Raw genomic sequence first — 16,374 nt, 5'->3', positions numbered from 1 at the left:
ATAGCAATCAACGATTATATCTATCAACTATTATCGTTAATAATGCTTTCCAACGAAACGGCACAGCCGAAAGATATTCACATTTTATCGATTAATTAAGAGGTTATTCATGTATTCAAGCCAGGAAGGTAAACACGTTCCGCACGTTACTTTTCACACCCGCCAGGGCGATCAGTGGGTAGATCTCAGCACTGATGAATTGTTCAAAAACAAAACAGTCATTGTCTTTTCACTGCCGGGCGCATTTACCCCGACCTGTTCTTCAAGCCATCTGCCGCGTTACAACGAACTGGCACCGGTATTCAGACAACACGGCGTGGACAGCATTCTGTGCGTCTCTGTAAACGACACGTTCGTGATGAATGCCTGGAAATCAGAGCAAAAGGCGTCAAACATTACGTTTATTCCAGACGGTAACGGCGAATTCACCAAAGGCATGAACATGCTGGTTGAGAAAGCTGATTTAGGTTTCGGCCCGCGTTCATGGCGTTATTCCATGCTGGTACGTAACGGCGTGGTCGAGAAAATGTTCGTTGAGCCGAACAAGCCGGGCGACCCGTTTGAAGTGTCAGATGCAGACACGATGCTGAAATACCTGGCACCAGAATTCAAAGTGCAGGAATCGGTTTCCGTATTCACCAAACCGGGCTGTCCGTTCTGCGCCAAAGCCAAACAAATGTTGCAGGAACGCGGCATTCAGTACGAAGAAATCGTACTGGGCAAAGACGCCACCACCGTCAGCCTGCGCGCTGTCACCGGCCGTGCGACCGTGCCGCAAGTCTTTATCGGTGGGCGCCACATCGGCGGAAGCGACGATCTGGACGTTTACCTGCATTCAGAAACACAAGATGTGTGCGAAGTTGCACAATAAGCTTCACCGAAAACAGCCGTAAGAAGTAAGACGATAATCCCTGCATTACCAACAAAAAAGCAAAGTCAGACTACGTGAACTTTCGGCGGATCTTGAATCCGCCATTTTTTTGTTTCTGCGATGTCAGCCCGTTTTTTCCCGGCCTTCTCCTGCAACACTTTGCGGTCAATTTATTCCGAATGGCAGGAAGATGACGGCGCAAAAGCCCCGCACTAAAATCACTCAGCAGGATGTCGCGCGTCTGGCAGGCGTTTCCGTTGCTGCGGTTTCGCTGGTGCTCGGCGGCAAAGGACGGATATCCCCTGAAGGCGTGGAGCGTATTTATCAGGCCATCGACCAGCTCGGTTATCATTTACCGGCCACGCCGTCAGTCACGCCTTTCACACGAACGGGCATTCTGCTTTCGCCAGATTGCGCTTTCGCCGCTGGTTTACTCCCCGAATTGTCCCGTGCGCTGCAACAGACCAGATTGACACTTTTACCGGGCTACGCAGACACCTCAACGCTTCTGGAACATGCCGCGCAGCTTCTGGCGCAGGACGTGCGCGGGATTTTCGTGTGCGGAAAATTACTCAATGCGCAGCCTGATACGCTGAAAGCCCTGCATGCTCGGGCGACAGCGCGGCATGTGGCGCTGACCGGCGTCGGCACGCATTTCCACACCGGTCCGCTCGCGACAATTCATCCCGACAACGCGCTGGCCGCACACATGGCAACGGACGCGTTACTTCAACAGCAGCACCAGAATATTGGTTATCTCGGCGGGGAAAATCATTCGCTGGTTCGCGCCGAGCGGCTGGGCGGGCTTTCGCTCGCGCTCGGGAAAGCCGGTCTGGCGTTTTCCGCATCGTTAAGTCAGCCCTGCGCAGCAACATTTGACGACAGCTTCCGCGCAGTCACTCAGCTGATCAAACAAAGCCCCAAAATTTCCGCGATCCTTTGCGACAATCCGACGGTATTACTGGCCGCGCATCACGCGCTGGCCGAAGGTTTGCACACCTCCCGGTGGCGGCTGTTCTCGCGGCGCATCGCACTGACGGGTTTCGGTGAGTGCGAACATTCCCTGAAACTGGCTTTGCCCCTCGTTGCCGCACGTCATGCCGCGATGGCGACGCGGGCAGTTACGCCAGCGCAATGCAAAACGCAGTGATTTTTGGCTATGAATTTCCCGACGGGTTCTTCCGGCAATACACACGGCGCGGACGAATACGGCAGCCTGAGCCGTTTTATAAGCGCCATCGGCATCTACGCCGAAGCCCTTTACCGGCTGGCAAATCTGCCCGCCGCTCCTTCCGATAACACGAGCTAATTCACGATGTCTGCAAAAAAACTGATTGCGCTGTGTGCCTGCCCGATGGGTCTTGCTCATACCTTTATGGCCGCCGAAGCCATTGAAGTTGCCGCCCGCCAGCGCCGATAACCGCGCGCTGTCTGGCGGTCGTTATTCCTTCGTTCGGTCTCGGACTGTCGACGGTGATCGACAAATGGCTGGTCGGGCGTCGTGTTTATGATCGCCAGTTCAACCAGATTGGCCGCACCGCGATTTTTCTCGGTTTTATGGGGATTTCCGAAGGGTCGATTCCGTTTGCGCTCGAACGCCCGGGGTTTGTGATCCCGGTGTACGTGGTCGGGGCCATTATCGGCGCGGTGCAATGGTTCCCGGAATCCGCGATCTGGGCATGGCCGCTGATCAGCAACATTCCGGCCTACCTGATAGGTCTGGCGGGCGGTTCGCTGTTTATCGCCGTGACCTGCGTGTTCTACCGCAACCGTCTGATCAAAAAGGGCTTACTCGAAATCGCCTGATCGTCATCCTGACAGGGCGCACACGCGCCCTGTTCTGCTCACGGGAGGAAACATGAGCCGTCAGCAACGCCTTAATGTCCTGCGCCAGCACATGGCAGAACATCAAATGCCCGCCGTTTTACTCACAGACAGATTCAGCAAATATTCGCTGGCTGAACTCTACAGCGCGTCCGGCTACGTGCTGGTCACCGCAGACCGCTTATTGGTGCTGGTCGATGGCCGATACAGCGCCGAATGCCGGCAGAACAACCCCGACACAGAAGTCGTCACGCTCACCGCAAAACTTCCGCTGGCAGAGGTTCTTGCGCAGCATATTTCCGGTGATAAAACGCTGTTTGCCGATGCCAGCGCGCTGTCTCATCTGGCCTGGAAAACGCTGGAAAACCAGTGCAAGACGCAGCTGCAACACTGGGACGCGTCGGTTCTGCGTGTGCATAAATATGCCGATGAAATCGCGATAATCCGTGAAGCGGCGGCGATTGCCGATCGCGCCTTACAGGCCGTTATGCCGCTGATCCGGCCAGGTATCAGCGAGAAAGCGCTGGCGGATCACATCGAAATGGCGGTCCGTCAGGCCGGTGGCAGCAAAACGTCGTTTGATACCGTGGTGGTTTCCGGCCTGCGCGGCGCGTTGCCACACGGGCGCCCGACGGATAAAAAGCTCGCGGCGGGTGAATTAGTGACGATTGATTTTGGCGCGGTCTGCCAGCATTACTGTTCCGATATGACGCGGACATTCGCGCTGGGCAGCGTCAGTACAGAACTGAAAACGTTATACGACACGGTACTTCTCGCCCAGCAGTCCGCACGCGACGCCGTCAGACCGGGAATTCGTTGTCAGGAACTCGATGCCGTGGCGCGCGACATTATTTCTGCGGCCGGATTTGGCGAATACTTCAGCCACAATCTGGGGCATGGATTAGGGCTGGATGTCCACGAAGCCCCCGCGCTCAGCCCGCAAAATACGCAGCCGCTGGAACAGGGCATGGTGATCACCATCGAACCGGGTATTTATGTTCCGGGTCTGGGCGGTGTGAGGATTGAGGATGATGTTCTGGTAACAGAAAGCGGCAGCGAAGTGCTGACGAAAAGCCCGCGGGAATGGGAGGAGAGGAGTTATTGATGGGAATGTCTCCCCCGGTTCTTCGGGGGAGAAAACTAAAAACCTACAGCCCTAAACGCGCTTTCGCGTCGGCAATCGCCTGTGCGACTTGTTGCGGAGAAACGCCGCCTTTGGCTGCTCGTTTATCGAGGCAGGATTGCAGCTCAAGGATCGGATACACGTCATCGCCGATCACGCTGCTGAATTTCTGCAAATCGGCCAACGTTAAGGCTTCCAGCGCTTTGCCTTGTCTGATGGCTTCAACCACGGCTTCACCGACAATGTGGTGTGCTTCGCGGAACGGCACACCTTTGGCGACCAGATAATCCGCCAGTTCGGTGGAATTCGCGTAACCCTGCTGCGCAGCTTCCTTCGCACGAGGACGTTTCACCTGAATGCCCTCCAGCACCAGCGACGCCATATTCAGGCAATCCATCCAGGTATCGAGCGCGTCGAACAGCCCCTCTTTGTCTTCCTGCATGTCTTTGTTGTACGCCAGCGGCAGGCCTTTCATGGTCATCATCATGCCGGTCAGCGCGCCCTGAACACGGCCACATTTGCCGCGGATCAGTTCCAGTGCGTCCGGGTTTTTCTTTTGTGGCATCAGGGAAGAACCGGACGTCACGCGGTCGGACAAATCAATAAACGCCGCTTCGCCGGTGTTGAAGAAAATCAGATCTTCGGCGAAACGGGAAAGGTGGACCATGCTGATGGCGGCGTTAGACAGTAACTCAAGCACGTGATCGCGGTCGGAAACGCTGTCGAGGCTGTTGCGGGTGGCAGACGCAAAACCTAACCAGCCCGCCAGTTGCTCGCGATCCATCGGATACGCTGTGCCGGCCAGTGCGCCACAACCCAGCGGGCTGACGTCCAGACGGGTCAGGGTATCTTTCAGACGACTTTCATCACGCGCCAGCATTTCCACATACGCCATACACCAGTGCGCAAAAGTCACCGGCTGCGCGCGTTGCAGGTGTGTATAACCTGGCATCACGGCGTCCTGATTGGCTTCAGCCGTGGCGACCAGTGCCTGTTGCAGGTGATACAGCGCGTCGCCCAGTTCAGCCACCTGCGCTTTACACCACAACTTGATATCAGTCGCGACCTGATCGTTACGGCTGCGGCCGGTGTGCAGTTTCTTGCCAAGATTGCCGACTTTGTCGATCAACTTGCCTTCAACCCAGCTGTGAATATCTTCTGCATCGCTGGCTAAAATAGCGCGCGGGTTAGCACGGACTTCTTCCAGCAGAATGTTCAGCGCTTCTTCCAGCTGAATTTGTTCGTCAGCCGTTAACACATTCACGGTCACCAGCGCTTTGGACCAGGCGACGGAGCCCACAATATCCTGCTCTGCCAGCCGGTAGTCGAAACGCAGTGAGTCATTGAGTTCTTTAAACCGCTGATCCGCTGCCTGAGTAAAACGTCCGCCCCAAAGTGCCATTTTCCTGCTCCTGAATTTTTTTATGCAAAAGGGCGCAAACTGCTGCGCCCTGACAAAAGTGTGTACCAAATGCGCGCCAGGTCGTAAGCCTGTCGATGGGCAAATTACGCCAGAATGCGTGTGCCGATCGCAACGCCGTTAAAGAGTGCCGGTAATTGCTCGGCGTGACGCCAGCTGGCGATATCCACCGGCCGTCCGAGAGTCCGTGCGGCGTCCAGAGCAGCATGAACCTTGACAATCATACCGTCAGTAATAATGCCCTGCTCGATCAGGTGTTCAGCCTTTTCCGCACTCATTTCCGGAATGCGCTGGCCTTTGCCATCGAGTATGCCGCTGACGTCTGACAACAGAATCAAATCCGCGCCCAGCGTCGCCGCCAAAGCGGTTGCTGCCTGATCGGCATTGACGTTCATCAGCTCACCGGCTTCGGTGATACCGATAGAGCTGACAATCGGCAGATAGCCCGCAGAGGTCAGGGTATTGATCAGCGCAGGATTGCCCGCTTCGGCTTTACCGACGAAGCCCAGAGATTCATCCAGCTGGGTCACGCTGACCGTACCGCCATCTGCCAGAGACAGGCCGACGGCGTTAATGTGGTTCTTCACCGCCCACGCCAGCAAGGTTTTGTTCGCGCTGCCTGCCAGTGCGCCGGTAATAATGTCAATCTGATCGGCTGGTGTGACACGCAGACCGGCTTTCTTCACGACAGGAAGATTCAGCTTTTTCATCAGATCATCAACCAGGCAGCCGCCACCGTGAACGATCACCAGCGGACGATGATATTCCTGACGATAAGCCACAACCGCCATGAACAGGCGCTCAAGTGCTTCTTCATTATCCAGCAACACACCACCTAACTTGATGACTAACGGATTCATAGCTGTTTACGCCTCGATCGGTTGATTATGTTAATTAATAACAATGCGTTTAATTTAATTTAGCATCCCCGAACGTCTGAATAAACGCTCAGGGACGCGTGTTTTCTGTTTGCTGACAATCTGAGGATTGTTAAAGCAGGGATTGTGTTTCCGGGAAGCCAAAGCGGATATTCATGCACTGCACTGCCTGCGCGGACGCTCCTTTCAGAACGTTATCTTCCGTCGCCACCACAATCAGATGTTCGCCTTTCACCGCAAAACCGATATCACAGAACGGCAGACCGACCACGTCTTTCAGCGCCGGAACGCCTTTGGTGTAAAGACGCACCAGCGGTTTGTCGTGATACGCATTGTGGAAAGCTTCCGCCACATCCTGCTCCGTCACACCTACGTTAAGACGGCAGGTAATGGTCGCCAGAATACCGCGCGGGAAGTTACCCAGATGCGGCGTGAAAATCACCGGTACGCCAAGGTGCTCGGCGATTTCAGGTTCATGACGATGGCTGAAGAGTTTGTACGGCTGAAGGCTGACTTCGCAGAAGCTGTTGCCCAGCGTGGCTTTACGGCCTGCACCGCTGACGCCGCTGGTGGCGTTAATCACCGGCCACTGGCTGTCATTGAGCAAGCCGTTTTCGATAAGCGGTTTCAGCGCCAGCTGGGAAGCGGTCGGGTAACACCCCGGCACGGCAATCAGCTGCGCGTCTTTTAATTTGTCAGCCTGCCATTCGGCCAGACCGTACACGGCTTTGTCGAGCAAATCGAGATGCTGATGCTCAAAGCCGTAGAATTCGGTATAGAACTCCGGTTTGCTAACGCGGAAAGCCCCGGACAGGTCAAACACCACGCAACCGGCCGCCAGAAACTGCGGGGCTAAATCATGGCTGACTTCATGCGCGGTCGCCAGAAATACCACATCGACGCCTTTCGCTGCTTCTGCCACGTCTTTGAGCGGCAAAACAGGCAGATCGACGATGCCTTTCAATTGAGGGTGCAAATCGGAAAGCAATTTTCCTGCATCTGCACTTTGCGCTGAAACCGTTAAACCGGTTATGTTCATATGTGGGTGGCGGTTCAGATAGGCCGCGAGTTCAGCTCCGGCATAACCTGTGGCACCAACAATCAGCGTATTCAACATAGGGTCTGTTCACCTTCTCAATTTTGGGTAAGGGGCCGGATAATTATTCTGGTTTCCTTACGCACTGGCTTATTGTATTTTTATTCACAATTATTGCATGAATATGAATACTACCCTAACTAAAGGCTGTCAACAGTGAAGATGAAATTACCTCCTTTTATTGAGCTCTATCGGGCGTTAATCGCAACCCCTTCCATCAGCGCAACGGACGCTGCTTTGGATCAGAGCAATGAGACGCTAATCCATTTACTGGCAGGCTGGTTCGGTGATTTAGGCTTCAAAATTGAAGTGCAACCCGTTCCAGGTACGCGCAACAAATTCAATATGTTAGCCAGCACAGGTCACGGCGCAGGCGGCTTACTGCTGGCCGGTCATACCGACACCGTTCCGTTCGATGACGGACGCTGGACACGCGATCCTTTCACCCTGACCGAACATGAAAATAAGCTCTATGGTCTGGGGACTGCCGACATGAAAGGTTTCTTCGCGTTTATCCTCGATTCGCTTCGCGATGTCGATCTGACCAAACTGACTAAACCGCTGTATATTTTAGCGACGGCAGATGAAGAAACGACGATGGCCGGTGCCAGCTACTTCTCCAAAAACGCAAAAATTCGTCCGGACTGCGCAATCATCGGCGAACCGACTTCGCTGAAACCGGTGCGTGCCCACAAAGGCCATATGTCGAACGCCATCCGCATCACCGGTCAGTCCGGCCATTCCAGTGATCCGTCGCGCGGCGTGAACGCCATCGAACTGATGCACGAGTCAATTACCCATCTGATGACGCTGCGCAATACGCTGAAAACCCGTTACCACCACAGTGGCTTCGTGATCCCGTACCCGACCATGAACTTTGGTTACATCAATGGCGGCGACGCGCCGAACCGTATTTGCGCCTGCTGCGAAATGCACATGGATATCCGCCCGCTGCCCGGTCTGACGCTGGCCGATATCAACGGCTTGCTCAACGAAGCGCTGGAGCCTGTCAGCCAGCGCTGGCCGGGTCGTATTGCCATCGAAGAACTGCATCCGCCGATCCCGGGTTATGAATGCCCGCCGGATCACCCGCTGGTGCAGGTGGTGGAAAAGTTGCTGGGCGTCGAAACGGAAATCGTGAACTACTGCACCGAAGCGCCGTTCATTCAGGAACTGTGCCCGACGCTGGTTCTGGGGCCGGGTTCTATCGATCAGGCGCACCAGCCAGATGAATATATTGATACCGCGTTCATAAAACCGACACGTGAGCTGATTTCTCAGGTCGTTCATCACTTCTGCTATCACTGATCCTGAATCAGGGTTGATGAAGAAACAATCAGGGCGCTTCCGGGCGCCCTTTGATACTGTACAAATGATGGATTAGCCAAACTGATATCGTCGCTGTTGTAATTAAATTTCAGCGACATTGCCAAAAAGACCATTTTTAACGTGAGTGATCGGGTGTTTTTGGGTTAAAACAGGTGCGGCATTTAAAAAGTATGGCCAGGTTGGCGGGTGAACGGGGCATGAATGCCTGACGGGTGAAAGTTATTTACAGAATATAAAAATCAAACGAGAGAACGGGTCAGAGGTGATATGAACGAACAATATTCCGCAATGCGAAGTAATGTCAGTATGTTAGGTAAATTGCTGGGCGACACGATCAAAGATACGTTGGGAGAACATATCCTGGATCGTGTTGAGAAAATCCGTAAGTTGTCCAAATCCTCACGCGCAGGAAATGATGCTGATCGTCAGGAATTGCTGTCAACGCTGCAAAATCTCTCGAATGATGAGTTGTTGCCTGTTGCCCGTGCTTTCAGCCAGTTCCTTAACTTAGCCAACGTAGCCGAGCAATATCACAGTATTTCGCCACACGGCGAAGCGGCCAGCAATCCTGAAGCTCTGGCACAATTGTTCGATCGTCTGAAATCCAAAAATCTCTCTGAACAACAATTACGTGACGCCGTTGACCAGCTTTCTATCGAACTGGTGCTGACCGCGCATCCGACGGAAATTGCCCGCCGCACGCTGATCCACAAACTGGTGGAAGTGAATAACTGCCTCAAGCAACTCGACCATAACGATCTGGCCGATTACGAGCGCAAACAAATTATGCGCCGCCTGCGTCAGTTGATCGCGCAGTCATGGCACACCGACGAAATCCGTAAGAACCGCCCTTCTCCGGTTGATGAAGCCAAATGGGGTTTTGCGGTGGTCGAAAACAGCCTGTGGGAAGGCGTTCCCGCTTTCCTGCGTGAACTGAACGAGCAACTCGAGACGTCACTGAATTACAAAATGCCGGTGGAAGCCGTGCCGGTGCGTTTCACTTCCTGGATGGGCGGCGACCGCGACGGTAACCCGAACGTGACCGCCGATATTACCCGCCACGTTCTGTTGCTGAGCCGCTGGAAAGCCACCGATCTGTTCCTGCGCGATATCGCCGTGCTGGTTTCAGAACTCTCCATGACCGAATGTACGCCGGAGCTGCGCGAGCGGGCCGGTGGTGCCGATATTCTCGAGCCGTACCGCGAAATCATGAAACAGCTGCGTACACAGCTGACCACCACGCAGGTATATCTCGAAGCCCGTCTGAAAGGCGAACGCGTTGCGCGCCCTCACGATCTGCTGGTGAAAAACGATCAGCTCTGGGAACCGCTTTACGCCTGTTACCAGTCGCTGCTGGCCTGCAACATGGGCATCATCGCGAACGGTCAGTTGCTCGACACCCTGCGCCGCGTACGCTGTTTCGGCGTGCCGCTGGTGCGTATCGATGTGCGTCAGGAAAGTACCCGTCACACCGATGCGATCGCCGAAATCACCCGTTATCTGGGGCTGGGCGATTACGAAAGCTGGTCAGAATCCGACAAACAGGCTTTCCTGATCCGTGAACTGAATTCACAACGTCCGCTGGTGCCGCGCCACTGGGAACCGAGCGCCAATACCAAAGAAGTGCTCGATACCTGCCAGGTTATCGCGGAAGCGCCGGAAGGCTCTATCGCTGCTTACGTCATTTCCATGGCGCGTACGCCGTCTGATGTACTGGCCGTGCATCTGCTGCTCAAAGAAGCCGGTTGTCCGTTCCCGATGCCAGTTGCGCCGCTGTTCGAAACGCTGGATGACCTGAATAACGCCGACGATGTGATGAAGCAATTACTGAGCATCGACTGGTATCGCGGCCTCATTCAGGGCAAACAAATGGTGATGATTGGCTATTCCGACTCCGCGAAAGACGCGGGCGTGATGGCGGCTTCATGGGCGCAGTACCGCGCGCAAGATGCATTAATCAAAACCTGTGAGAAAGCCGGTGTGGCGCTGACGCTGTTCCACGGACGCGGCGGTTCTATCGGCCGTGGCGGTGCGCCTGCACAGGCTGCGTTGCTGTCTCAGCCTCCGGGCAGCCTGAAAGGTGGCCTGCGCGTGACCGAACAGGGCGAGATGATCCGCTTCAAATTTGGTCTGCCGGAAGTCACCATCAGCAGTCTGGCGCTGTATACCTCCGCCATTCTGGAAGCCAACCTGTTGCCACCGCCTGAGCCGAAAAAAGCCTGGGTAGACATTATGGAACAGCTGTCTGACGTTTCCTGCAAAATGTACCGTGGCTATATTCGCGAGAATAAAGACTTCGTGCCTTACTTCCGTGCGGCGACGCCGGAGCAGGAACTGGCGAAACTGCCGCTGGGTTCACGCCCGGCGAAACGTAAAGCCAACGGCGGCGTGGAAAGCCTGCGTGCGATCCCGTGGATCTTCGCCTGGACGCAAAACCGTCTGATGCTGCCAGCCTGGCTGGGCGCGGGTGCCGGTTTGCAAGCCGTGGTCGATGACGGAAAACGCGATGAGTTGGAAGCGATGTGTCATGACTGGCCATTCTTCTCCACGCGTATCGGCATGCTGGAAATGGTGTTCGCCAAGGCCGACCTGTGGCTGGCGGAATACTACGATCAGCGTCTGGTCGAAAAAGAACTGTGGCCGCTGGGCGCGAAACTGCGTGAGCAGCTGGCAGGCGATATCAAAGTGGTTCTGGCGATTTCCAACGACGATCATCTGATGGAAGATTTGCCGTGGATTGCTGAATCTATCGCACTGCGTAACGTCTACACCGACCCGCTGAACGTCCTGCAGGCTGAGTTGCTGCACCGTTCACGCGAGCTGGAAAAAGACGGTAAGCAGGATGCGAATGTCGAACAGGCACTGATGGTGACCATCGCAGGCGTTGCAGCCGGTATGCGCAACACCGGCTAGTTCAGCCTGAAAGCCCAAAGAAAAACCCGCGAATTCGCGGGTTTTTTGCTTTCTGCATTGTGGAAATTATTTACTTACTTACGCACGAACCGGAACCGCGATATCAGGCCGAACACCCAGCGTATGGCAAATCGCGTAGCTCATTTCGGCACGGTTCAGGGTGTAGAAATGGAAGTCCTTCACGCCTTCGCGGCTGAGGATTTTCACCATGTCCATCGCGATATTTGCGCCGACCATTTTGCGGGTTTCTGCATCATCATCCAGCCCTTCAAACAGGCTGTTCATCCAGTGAGGGACACGCACGTTGGTCATGGTGGCAAAGCGTGTCAGCTGTTTGAAGTTAGACACCGGCAGGATGCCCGGTACGATTTCAACATCAATGCCCTGACCCGCACAGCGGTCACGGAAACGCAGGTAGCTTTCCACGTCGAAGAAAAACTGCGTGATGGCGCGGCTGGCACCGGCGTCAATTTTGCGCTTCAGGTTGATCAAGTCGGCCTGCGCGCTTTTGGCTTCCGGGTGAACTTCCGGGTAAGCCGCCACCGAGATATCGAAATCGCCCACTTCTTTCAGCAGATGCACCAGATCGGTCGCGTACATATCCGGCTTACCGCCGCCCGCCGGTAAATCACCGCGCAGCGCGACGATATGACGGATACCGCTTTCCCAGTAATCCTGCGCAATCTGACGCAGTTCGTCACGGCTGGCATCGATACAGGTCAGGTGCGGAGCCGCTTCCAGACCGGTGCGTTCTTTAATGCCCTTAATGATGCTGTGCGTGCGGTCGCGCTCGCCGGAGTTCGCACCATAAGTCACGGACACAAACTTAGGCTTGAGGCTGCTGAGGCGGTCGATGGAGCTCCACAACGTATCTTCCATCTCGCTGGTGCGCGGGGGGAAAAACTCGAAAGAAACGTTAATCTGACCCTGCAACTCTGCCAGATTCTGATTCAGCGCCTCGCGCTGGTTAGCGTGGAAAAAGCTCATAAACACGACCTCATGCATCACTGCGTTTTAATTATTGGTTTATCTGGTAAGCGTCTAGACGTCTAAACGTATGGATAGACAATGGAGGAAGTGAGCAAAACTGTCAACTGCAAAAATGCATCTGAGTGTGATTAATCTTCACTCAAATTGAAGGAATTTCATGTTGGGGGAAAAGTGCAGAGGAGAAGATGAGTGTTTTAGCTCCTCCCCCTGCGAAGGGGGAGGTCGGGAGGGGGTTTAGCTGGCAACTCAGTGTCGTTTGCTATACCCCACCCCAACCCTCCCCTTCGCAGGGGAGGGAGCAAAGAATTAAAGCAACTGAGTCAACCGGTTAAGGTCAGATTGCAATGCGCCAGCAGTAACATCACGACCCGCGCCCGGCCCGCGGATGACCAGCGGGTTGTCGCGATACCAGCGACTTTCGATGGCAAAAACGTTATCGCATGGCAGCAACGCGGCCAGAGGATGATCCTCGCGCACCGCTTCAACGCCGACACGCGCTTTGCCGTTGGCATCAAAACGCGCGACATAACGCAGCACCAGGCCCATTTCCCGCGCGGCTTCCAGACGCTGAACCATTTGCTGATTCAGCGCTTCACCGTCCTCGAAAAACTGATCGACAGAACCCGTTTCACAACCGGCAGGCACCAGCGATTCCACACGAACCTGCGTCGGCTCGATGTCATAACCGGCTTCACGCGCCAGGATCACCAGCTTACGCATCACATCCTGCCCGGACAAATCATCACGCGGATCAGGCTCTGTCAGCCCCTGCTGCCACGCTAAATCGACCAGTTCGGTAAACGGCAGCGTGCCGTCAAATTGCAGGAACAACCACGATAATGTGCCGGAGAAAATTCCGCTGATCGCCAGGATGCTGTCGCCGCTGTCACGTAAATCGCGCACGGTATGGTTGACCGGCAACCCGGCACCCACGGTCGCGTTATACAACCAGTGGCTGTCAGTTTTGGAGAAGGCATCACGGATCTGGCGGTATTTATGGCTGTCTGAAGCGCCCGCCAATTTATTCGCGCTGATCACATGGAAACCGTAGCTGGCGAAATCCAGATACTGATCGGCCAGCTCTGCGCTCGCCGTCACATCCAGCACGACTAAATCATCGTAAGGATGCGCACGCATCCACAGGAACAGCGATTCTTCATCGTGCGCCTGAGATTCGTTGTCGAAGAAAGCCAGCGCGCGGCTGGCGTCCAGACCTTCGTAATTGAGCAGGCTGCGTTTGCTGTCAACCACGCCGGCCAGTACGAACTCAAAGCCACTGCGGGCAGAAATGTTCTTTTGCTCACGGGCAAACAGTTCCAGCCAGCGTGAACCGATATTGCCTTTACCAAATAACATCAGGCCGATTTGTTTCTCAGCGCGGAACAGGGTTTTGTGCAGCCCCTGAATCAGGTGAGCGGTCGGGCCGACGCGCAGAACAGCCACCAGGCTGATGCCGTCTTCCGACTGCCAGATGAATTCGATCGGCTGATCTTTCATTTCCTGATAGAAACGGTGGCTGTGCAGCGGGTTTTTACATACGCCTGCACCGACCAGCGCGACCATTGCCAGCCCTTCACGCAGCGTCAGACGCCCCGGTAATGCGGCATCCTCCAGCACCTGCAAGGCGCTGCCCGCCACTTCAGAGGTATAGCAAAATTGCAGAAGATTGCGGTCAGGATGCACACCGGTACACAGCGGTTTGATCTGCGCACGCTTGAGCAGTAACTCGACGTCTTTTTGCGCCAGCGCAAAATCATGCGCGGACGGAATAGCCATTTCGATCAGGCAAATATCATCGTGGCTGGTGACAATTTTTGCGCCCGTACCGGACGCCAGCACGCGTTCGATACGCGTCGAGCCCTGCTCCGGTTTGTAGCTACAGCGCAGTTGTAAATCGATGTCGCTGCCGGAAACCGGCTGCAAAGTGCGGGTATGCAGCACAGGTGCAGCCAGACGCGCCAGTTCACTGGCTTCATCCAGACGCAACAGTGGCAACAGGCAGGCATCTTTCACTTTACGCGGATCGGCGCTGTAAACCCCGGCGACGTCACTCCAGATGGTGACCCGGCTGGCGTTCGCCAGCGCGCCAATCTGGGTGGCGGAATAATCGCTGCCGTTACGGCCAAGCAGAACGGTTTCACCGGCGTCGCTGCGGGCGATAAACCCGGTCACCACCAGATATTGTTGAGGATGCTGCGCGATAAGCTGTTGCAGGAGCGGATAAGAACGACCTTCATCCACCTGAGGCTGAGCCGCGCGTTCTGCACGCAGGAATTCGCGCGCGTCGAGCCAGGCGGCTGGCAGTTCCATTTTGCACAACACAGCAGACATCAGTCGTGCAGACCAGATTTCGCCATGACCAACAACTTCGGCGTAAACCGCATCGGTCATTTTGTCATCGAGCAAAACAGCCAGACGTTCAAGATCATGAATAAAAGAAGCAATAAGCGGTTCTGCCATTTCTGGCGGAAGCAGGCCGGAAATCAAATCACTCTGATACCGGCGCAAGGCCTGCTGAACCTGATGCGCGGAAAGCCGGTCGGTCTGGCTCAGTTTCAGCCAGCTGATCAGCTGGTTGGTTGTGCTGCCCGCCGCCGACACGACCATCAAATCGCCCGGCTTTGCGTATTCCGCCATAATACCTGCGACGCGCAGATAACATTTCACGTCAGCCAGGCTGCTGCCACCAAATTTGTGCAACTGCCGGCTTCCCGCCGGCGCTGCAACCGCTATTGCATTCATACTTACCTCGTTGCCACTGACTGGAATGCGTGTTCCAGATCAGCAATCAAATCTTCGCTGTCTTCAAGACCTACAGAAATACGGAGCAAGCTGTCAGAAATCCCGGCGGCTTTACGCGCTTCCGGCGCCATGCCAGCGTGTGTCATGGTTGCCGTATGAGAAATCAGGCTTTCGACGCCTCCCAGTGATTCTGCGAGGGTAAATAACTTCAATTCTTTCAGGAAATGACGCAACTGCGCTTCATCTCCGTTAAATTCAAAACTGATCATGGCTCCGAAGCCACGTTGCTGACGGCGGGCAATTTCATGCCCCTGGTTTTCCGGCAGCGACGGATGATACAGCTTTTTAACCTGCGATTGTTTCTGCAAATACGCCACAATCGCCAGTGCATTTTCCTGCTGTTGTTTTACGCGAACCGTTAAAGTGCGCAGGCCACGTAAGAGCAGATAGCTGTCAAATGCCGCGGCGGTCACACCAATGTTGTTCGCCCACCACGCCAGTTCAGTTGCATGCTCTGCGGTCTTAGATATTACCGTACCGGCGACCACATCAGAATGCCCATTCAGATATTTCGTACAGGAATGTACAACTAAATCCGCCCCCAGCTTCAGCGGGTTTTGCAACGCCGGGCTCAGGAACGTGTTATCCACCACGGTCAGCGCGCCAGCCGCCTGCGACGCCGCGCAAATCGCTTCGATATCGACCACGCGCAGCAACGGGTTACTTGGGGATTCAATCAGCACCAGTTTGGGTTTTTCCTTCAGCGCTTCAGCCAGCGCCTGCGGGTCACCCTGATCGACAAACAGCACGCGATACGCGCCACGCTTGCTCAGGCTGTCGAACAGACGGTAGCTGCCGCCGTAGCAATCGTGCGGCGCGACCAGCAAATCACCCGGTTTGAGAAACACCGTACACACCAGGTGGATTGCGGACATCCCGCTGCTGGTGAGAACCGCACCCGCACCACCTTCCAGATCTGCCAGCGCACGCTGAGCGATATCACGCGTCGGGTTTCCGCGACGTGAATAGTCATGGGCTCTCGGCTGATTAAAATCTTCGAAGTTGTAAGTACTGGAAAGGGCGATAGGCGGAACTACACAACCATATTGCTGATCATTGTTCAGGCCACTGCCTACGGCAATGGTGGCTTGCTTGTGCGTCATAGTCGTTTCTTCCTGACGAAATGCG

Annotated in this window: 13 protein-coding genes and 1 pseudogene; 8 read left to right on the top strand and 6 right to left on the bottom strand. The window is 55.0% G+C overall.

Annotated features, from left to right (window positions below):
* Positions 1–109 precede the first annotated feature (109 nt).
* The 6 genes and pseudogenes from ACM5QY_RS05095 (at position 110) to ACM5QY_RS05070 (ending at position 3,800) form a co-directional block, all read left to right on the top strand.
* The gene (locus tag ACM5QY_RS05095; protein ID WP_416119512.1) at positions 110–871 is read left to right on the top strand and encodes a glutathione peroxidase; all 762 of its coding nucleotides are present in this window, start codon (positions 110–112) and stop codon (positions 869–871) included.
* Between the two features lie 190 nt (positions 872–1,061).
* Complete coding sequence (locus tag ACM5QY_RS05090; protein ID WP_416119510.1) at positions 1,062–2,021, top strand: LacI family DNA-binding transcriptional regulator; 960 nt, start codon at positions 1,062–1,064, stop codon at positions 2,019–2,021.
* A 3-nt stretch (positions 2,022–2,024) separates the two neighbouring features.
* Complete coding sequence (locus ACM5QY_RS05085) at positions 2,025–2,180, top strand: hypothetical protein (protein WP_416119509.1); 156 nt, start codon at positions 2,025–2,027, stop codon at positions 2,178–2,180.
* Between the two features lie 6 nt (positions 2,181–2,186).
* Positions 2,187–2,276, top strand: a pseudogene (locus tag ACM5QY_RS05080) (PTS fructose transporter subunit IIB); the annotation flags it as partial.
* A 68-nt stretch (positions 2,277–2,344) separates the two neighbouring features.
* Positions 2,345–2,677: a hypothetical protein gene (locus ACM5QY_RS05075; protein ID WP_416119508.1), complete on the top strand. Its 333-nt coding sequence runs from the start codon at positions 2,345–2,347 to the stop codon at positions 2,675–2,677.
* Between the two features lie 52 nt (positions 2,678–2,729).
* The gene (locus tag ACM5QY_RS05070) at positions 2,730–3,800 is read left to right on the top strand and encodes a M24 family metallopeptidase (RefSeq protein ID WP_416119507.1); all 1,071 of its coding nucleotides are present in this window, start codon (positions 2,730–2,732) and stop codon (positions 3,798–3,800) included.
* 43 nt (positions 3,801–3,843) lie between these two features.
* Here ACM5QY_RS05070 and argH read toward each other — a convergent pair whose 3' ends face one another.
* The 3 genes from argH to argC form a co-directional block, all read right to left on the bottom strand.
* A complete protein-coding gene (gene argH / locus ACM5QY_RS05065) occupies positions 3,844–5,220 on the bottom strand; it encodes an argininosuccinate lyase (RefSeq protein WP_416119506.1) in 1,377 nt (458 codons plus the stop codon).
* Between the two features lie 104 nt (positions 5,221–5,324).
* Positions 5,325–6,098 (bottom strand): acetylglutamate kinase, encoded by a 774-nt coding sequence (argB, locus tag ACM5QY_RS05060; RefSeq protein WP_416119504.1) that lies wholly within the window; start codon positions 6,096–6,098, stop codon positions 5,325–5,327.
* 130 nt (positions 6,099–6,228) lie between these two features.
* Positions 6,229–7,233 carry an N-acetyl-gamma-glutamyl-phosphate reductase gene (argC, locus tag ACM5QY_RS05055; RefSeq protein WP_416119503.1) on the bottom strand — a complete coding sequence of 335 codons (1,005 nt, stop codon included), beginning with the start codon at positions 7,231–7,233 and terminating at the stop codon, positions 6,229–6,231.
* A gap of 135 nt (positions 7,234–7,368) precedes the next feature.
* Here argC and argE point away from each other — a divergent pair, with 135 nt between their 5' ends.
* Together argE and ppc are read left to right on the top strand one after the other, a co-directional pair.
* Entirely contained in the window at positions 7,369–8,520 is a 1,152-nt protein-coding gene (gene argE / locus ACM5QY_RS05050; RefSeq protein ID WP_416119501.1) for an acetylornithine deacetylase, read from the top strand.
* A gap of 288 nt (positions 8,521–8,808) precedes the next feature.
* Positions 8,809–11,454 carry a phosphoenolpyruvate carboxylase gene (ppc, locus tag ACM5QY_RS05045; protein ID WP_416119500.1) on the top strand — a complete coding sequence of 882 codons (2,646 nt, stop codon included), beginning with the start codon at positions 8,809–8,811 and terminating at the stop codon, positions 11,452–11,454.
* Positions 11,455–11,532: 78 nt separating this feature from the next.
* Here ppc and metF read toward each other — a convergent pair whose 3' ends face one another.
* The 3 genes from metF to metB all read right to left on the bottom strand — a co-directional run bounded on the left by metF (position 11,533) and on the right by metB (position 16,349).
* Positions 11,533–12,441 carry a methylenetetrahydrofolate reductase gene (gene metF / locus ACM5QY_RS05040; protein ID WP_416119498.1) on the bottom strand — a complete coding sequence of 303 codons (909 nt, stop codon included), beginning with the start codon at positions 12,439–12,441 and terminating at the stop codon, positions 11,533–11,535.
* Positions 12,442–12,750: 309 nt separating this feature from the next.
* A complete protein-coding gene (locus tag ACM5QY_RS05035) occupies positions 12,751–15,186 on the bottom strand; it encodes a bifunctional aspartate kinase/homoserine dehydrogenase II (RefSeq protein ID WP_416119497.1) in 2,436 nt (811 codons plus the stop codon).
* Positions 15,187–15,188: 2 nt separating this feature from the next.
* Positions 15,189–16,349: a cystathionine gamma-synthase gene (metB, locus tag ACM5QY_RS05030; protein ID WP_101079883.1), complete on the bottom strand. Its 1,161-nt coding sequence runs from the start codon at positions 16,347–16,349 to the stop codon at positions 15,189–15,191.
* Positions 16,350–16,374 lie beyond the last annotated feature (25 nt).

The organism is Rahnella sp. PCH160 (assembly GCF_047784855.1).
Classification (GTDB): Bacteria; Pseudomonadota; Gammaproteobacteria; order Enterobacterales; family Enterobacteriaceae; genus Rahnella.
The sequence above is the reverse complement of the archived record's forward strand: the minus strand, read 5'-3'. Positions and strand labels throughout refer to the sequence as shown.

Coding starts and splice junctions, on each gene's coding strand:
- metF (WP_416119498.1), bottom strand. CDS start 12,441: ATGAGCTTTTTCCACGCTAACCAGCGCGAGGCGCTGAATCAGAATCTG.
- ACM5QY_RS05095 (WP_416119512.1), top strand. CDS start 110: ATGTATTCAAGCCAGGAAGGTAAACACGTTCCGCACGTTACTTTTCAC.
- argB (WP_416119504.1), bottom strand. CDS start 6,098: ATGAATCCGTTAGTCATCAAGTTAGGTGGTGTGTTGCTGGATAATGAA.
- ppc (WP_416119500.1), top strand. CDS start 8,809: ATGAACGAACAATATTCCGCAATGCGAAGTAATGTCAGTATGTTAGGT.
- ACM5QY_RS05035 (WP_416119497.1), bottom strand. CDS start 15,186: ATGAATGCAATAGCGGTTGCAGCGCCGGCGGGAAGCCGGCAGTTGCAC.
- ACM5QY_RS05070 (WP_416119507.1), top strand. CDS start 2,730: ATGAGCCGTCAGCAACGCCTTAATGTCCTGCGCCAGCACATGGCAGAA.
- argC (WP_416119503.1), bottom strand. CDS start 7,233: ATGTTGAATACGCTGATTGTTGGTGCCACAGGTTATGCCGGAGCTGAA.
- metB (WP_101079883.1), bottom strand. CDS start 16,349: ATGACGCACAAGCAAGCCACCATTGCCGTAGGCAGTGGCCTGAACAAT.
- ACM5QY_RS05090 (WP_416119510.1), top strand. CDS start 1,062: ATGACGGCGCAAAAGCCCCGCACTAAAATCACTCAGCAGGATGTCGCG.
- argH (WP_416119506.1), bottom strand. CDS start 5,220: ATGGCACTTTGGGGCGGACGTTTTACTCAGGCAGCGGATCAGCGGTTT.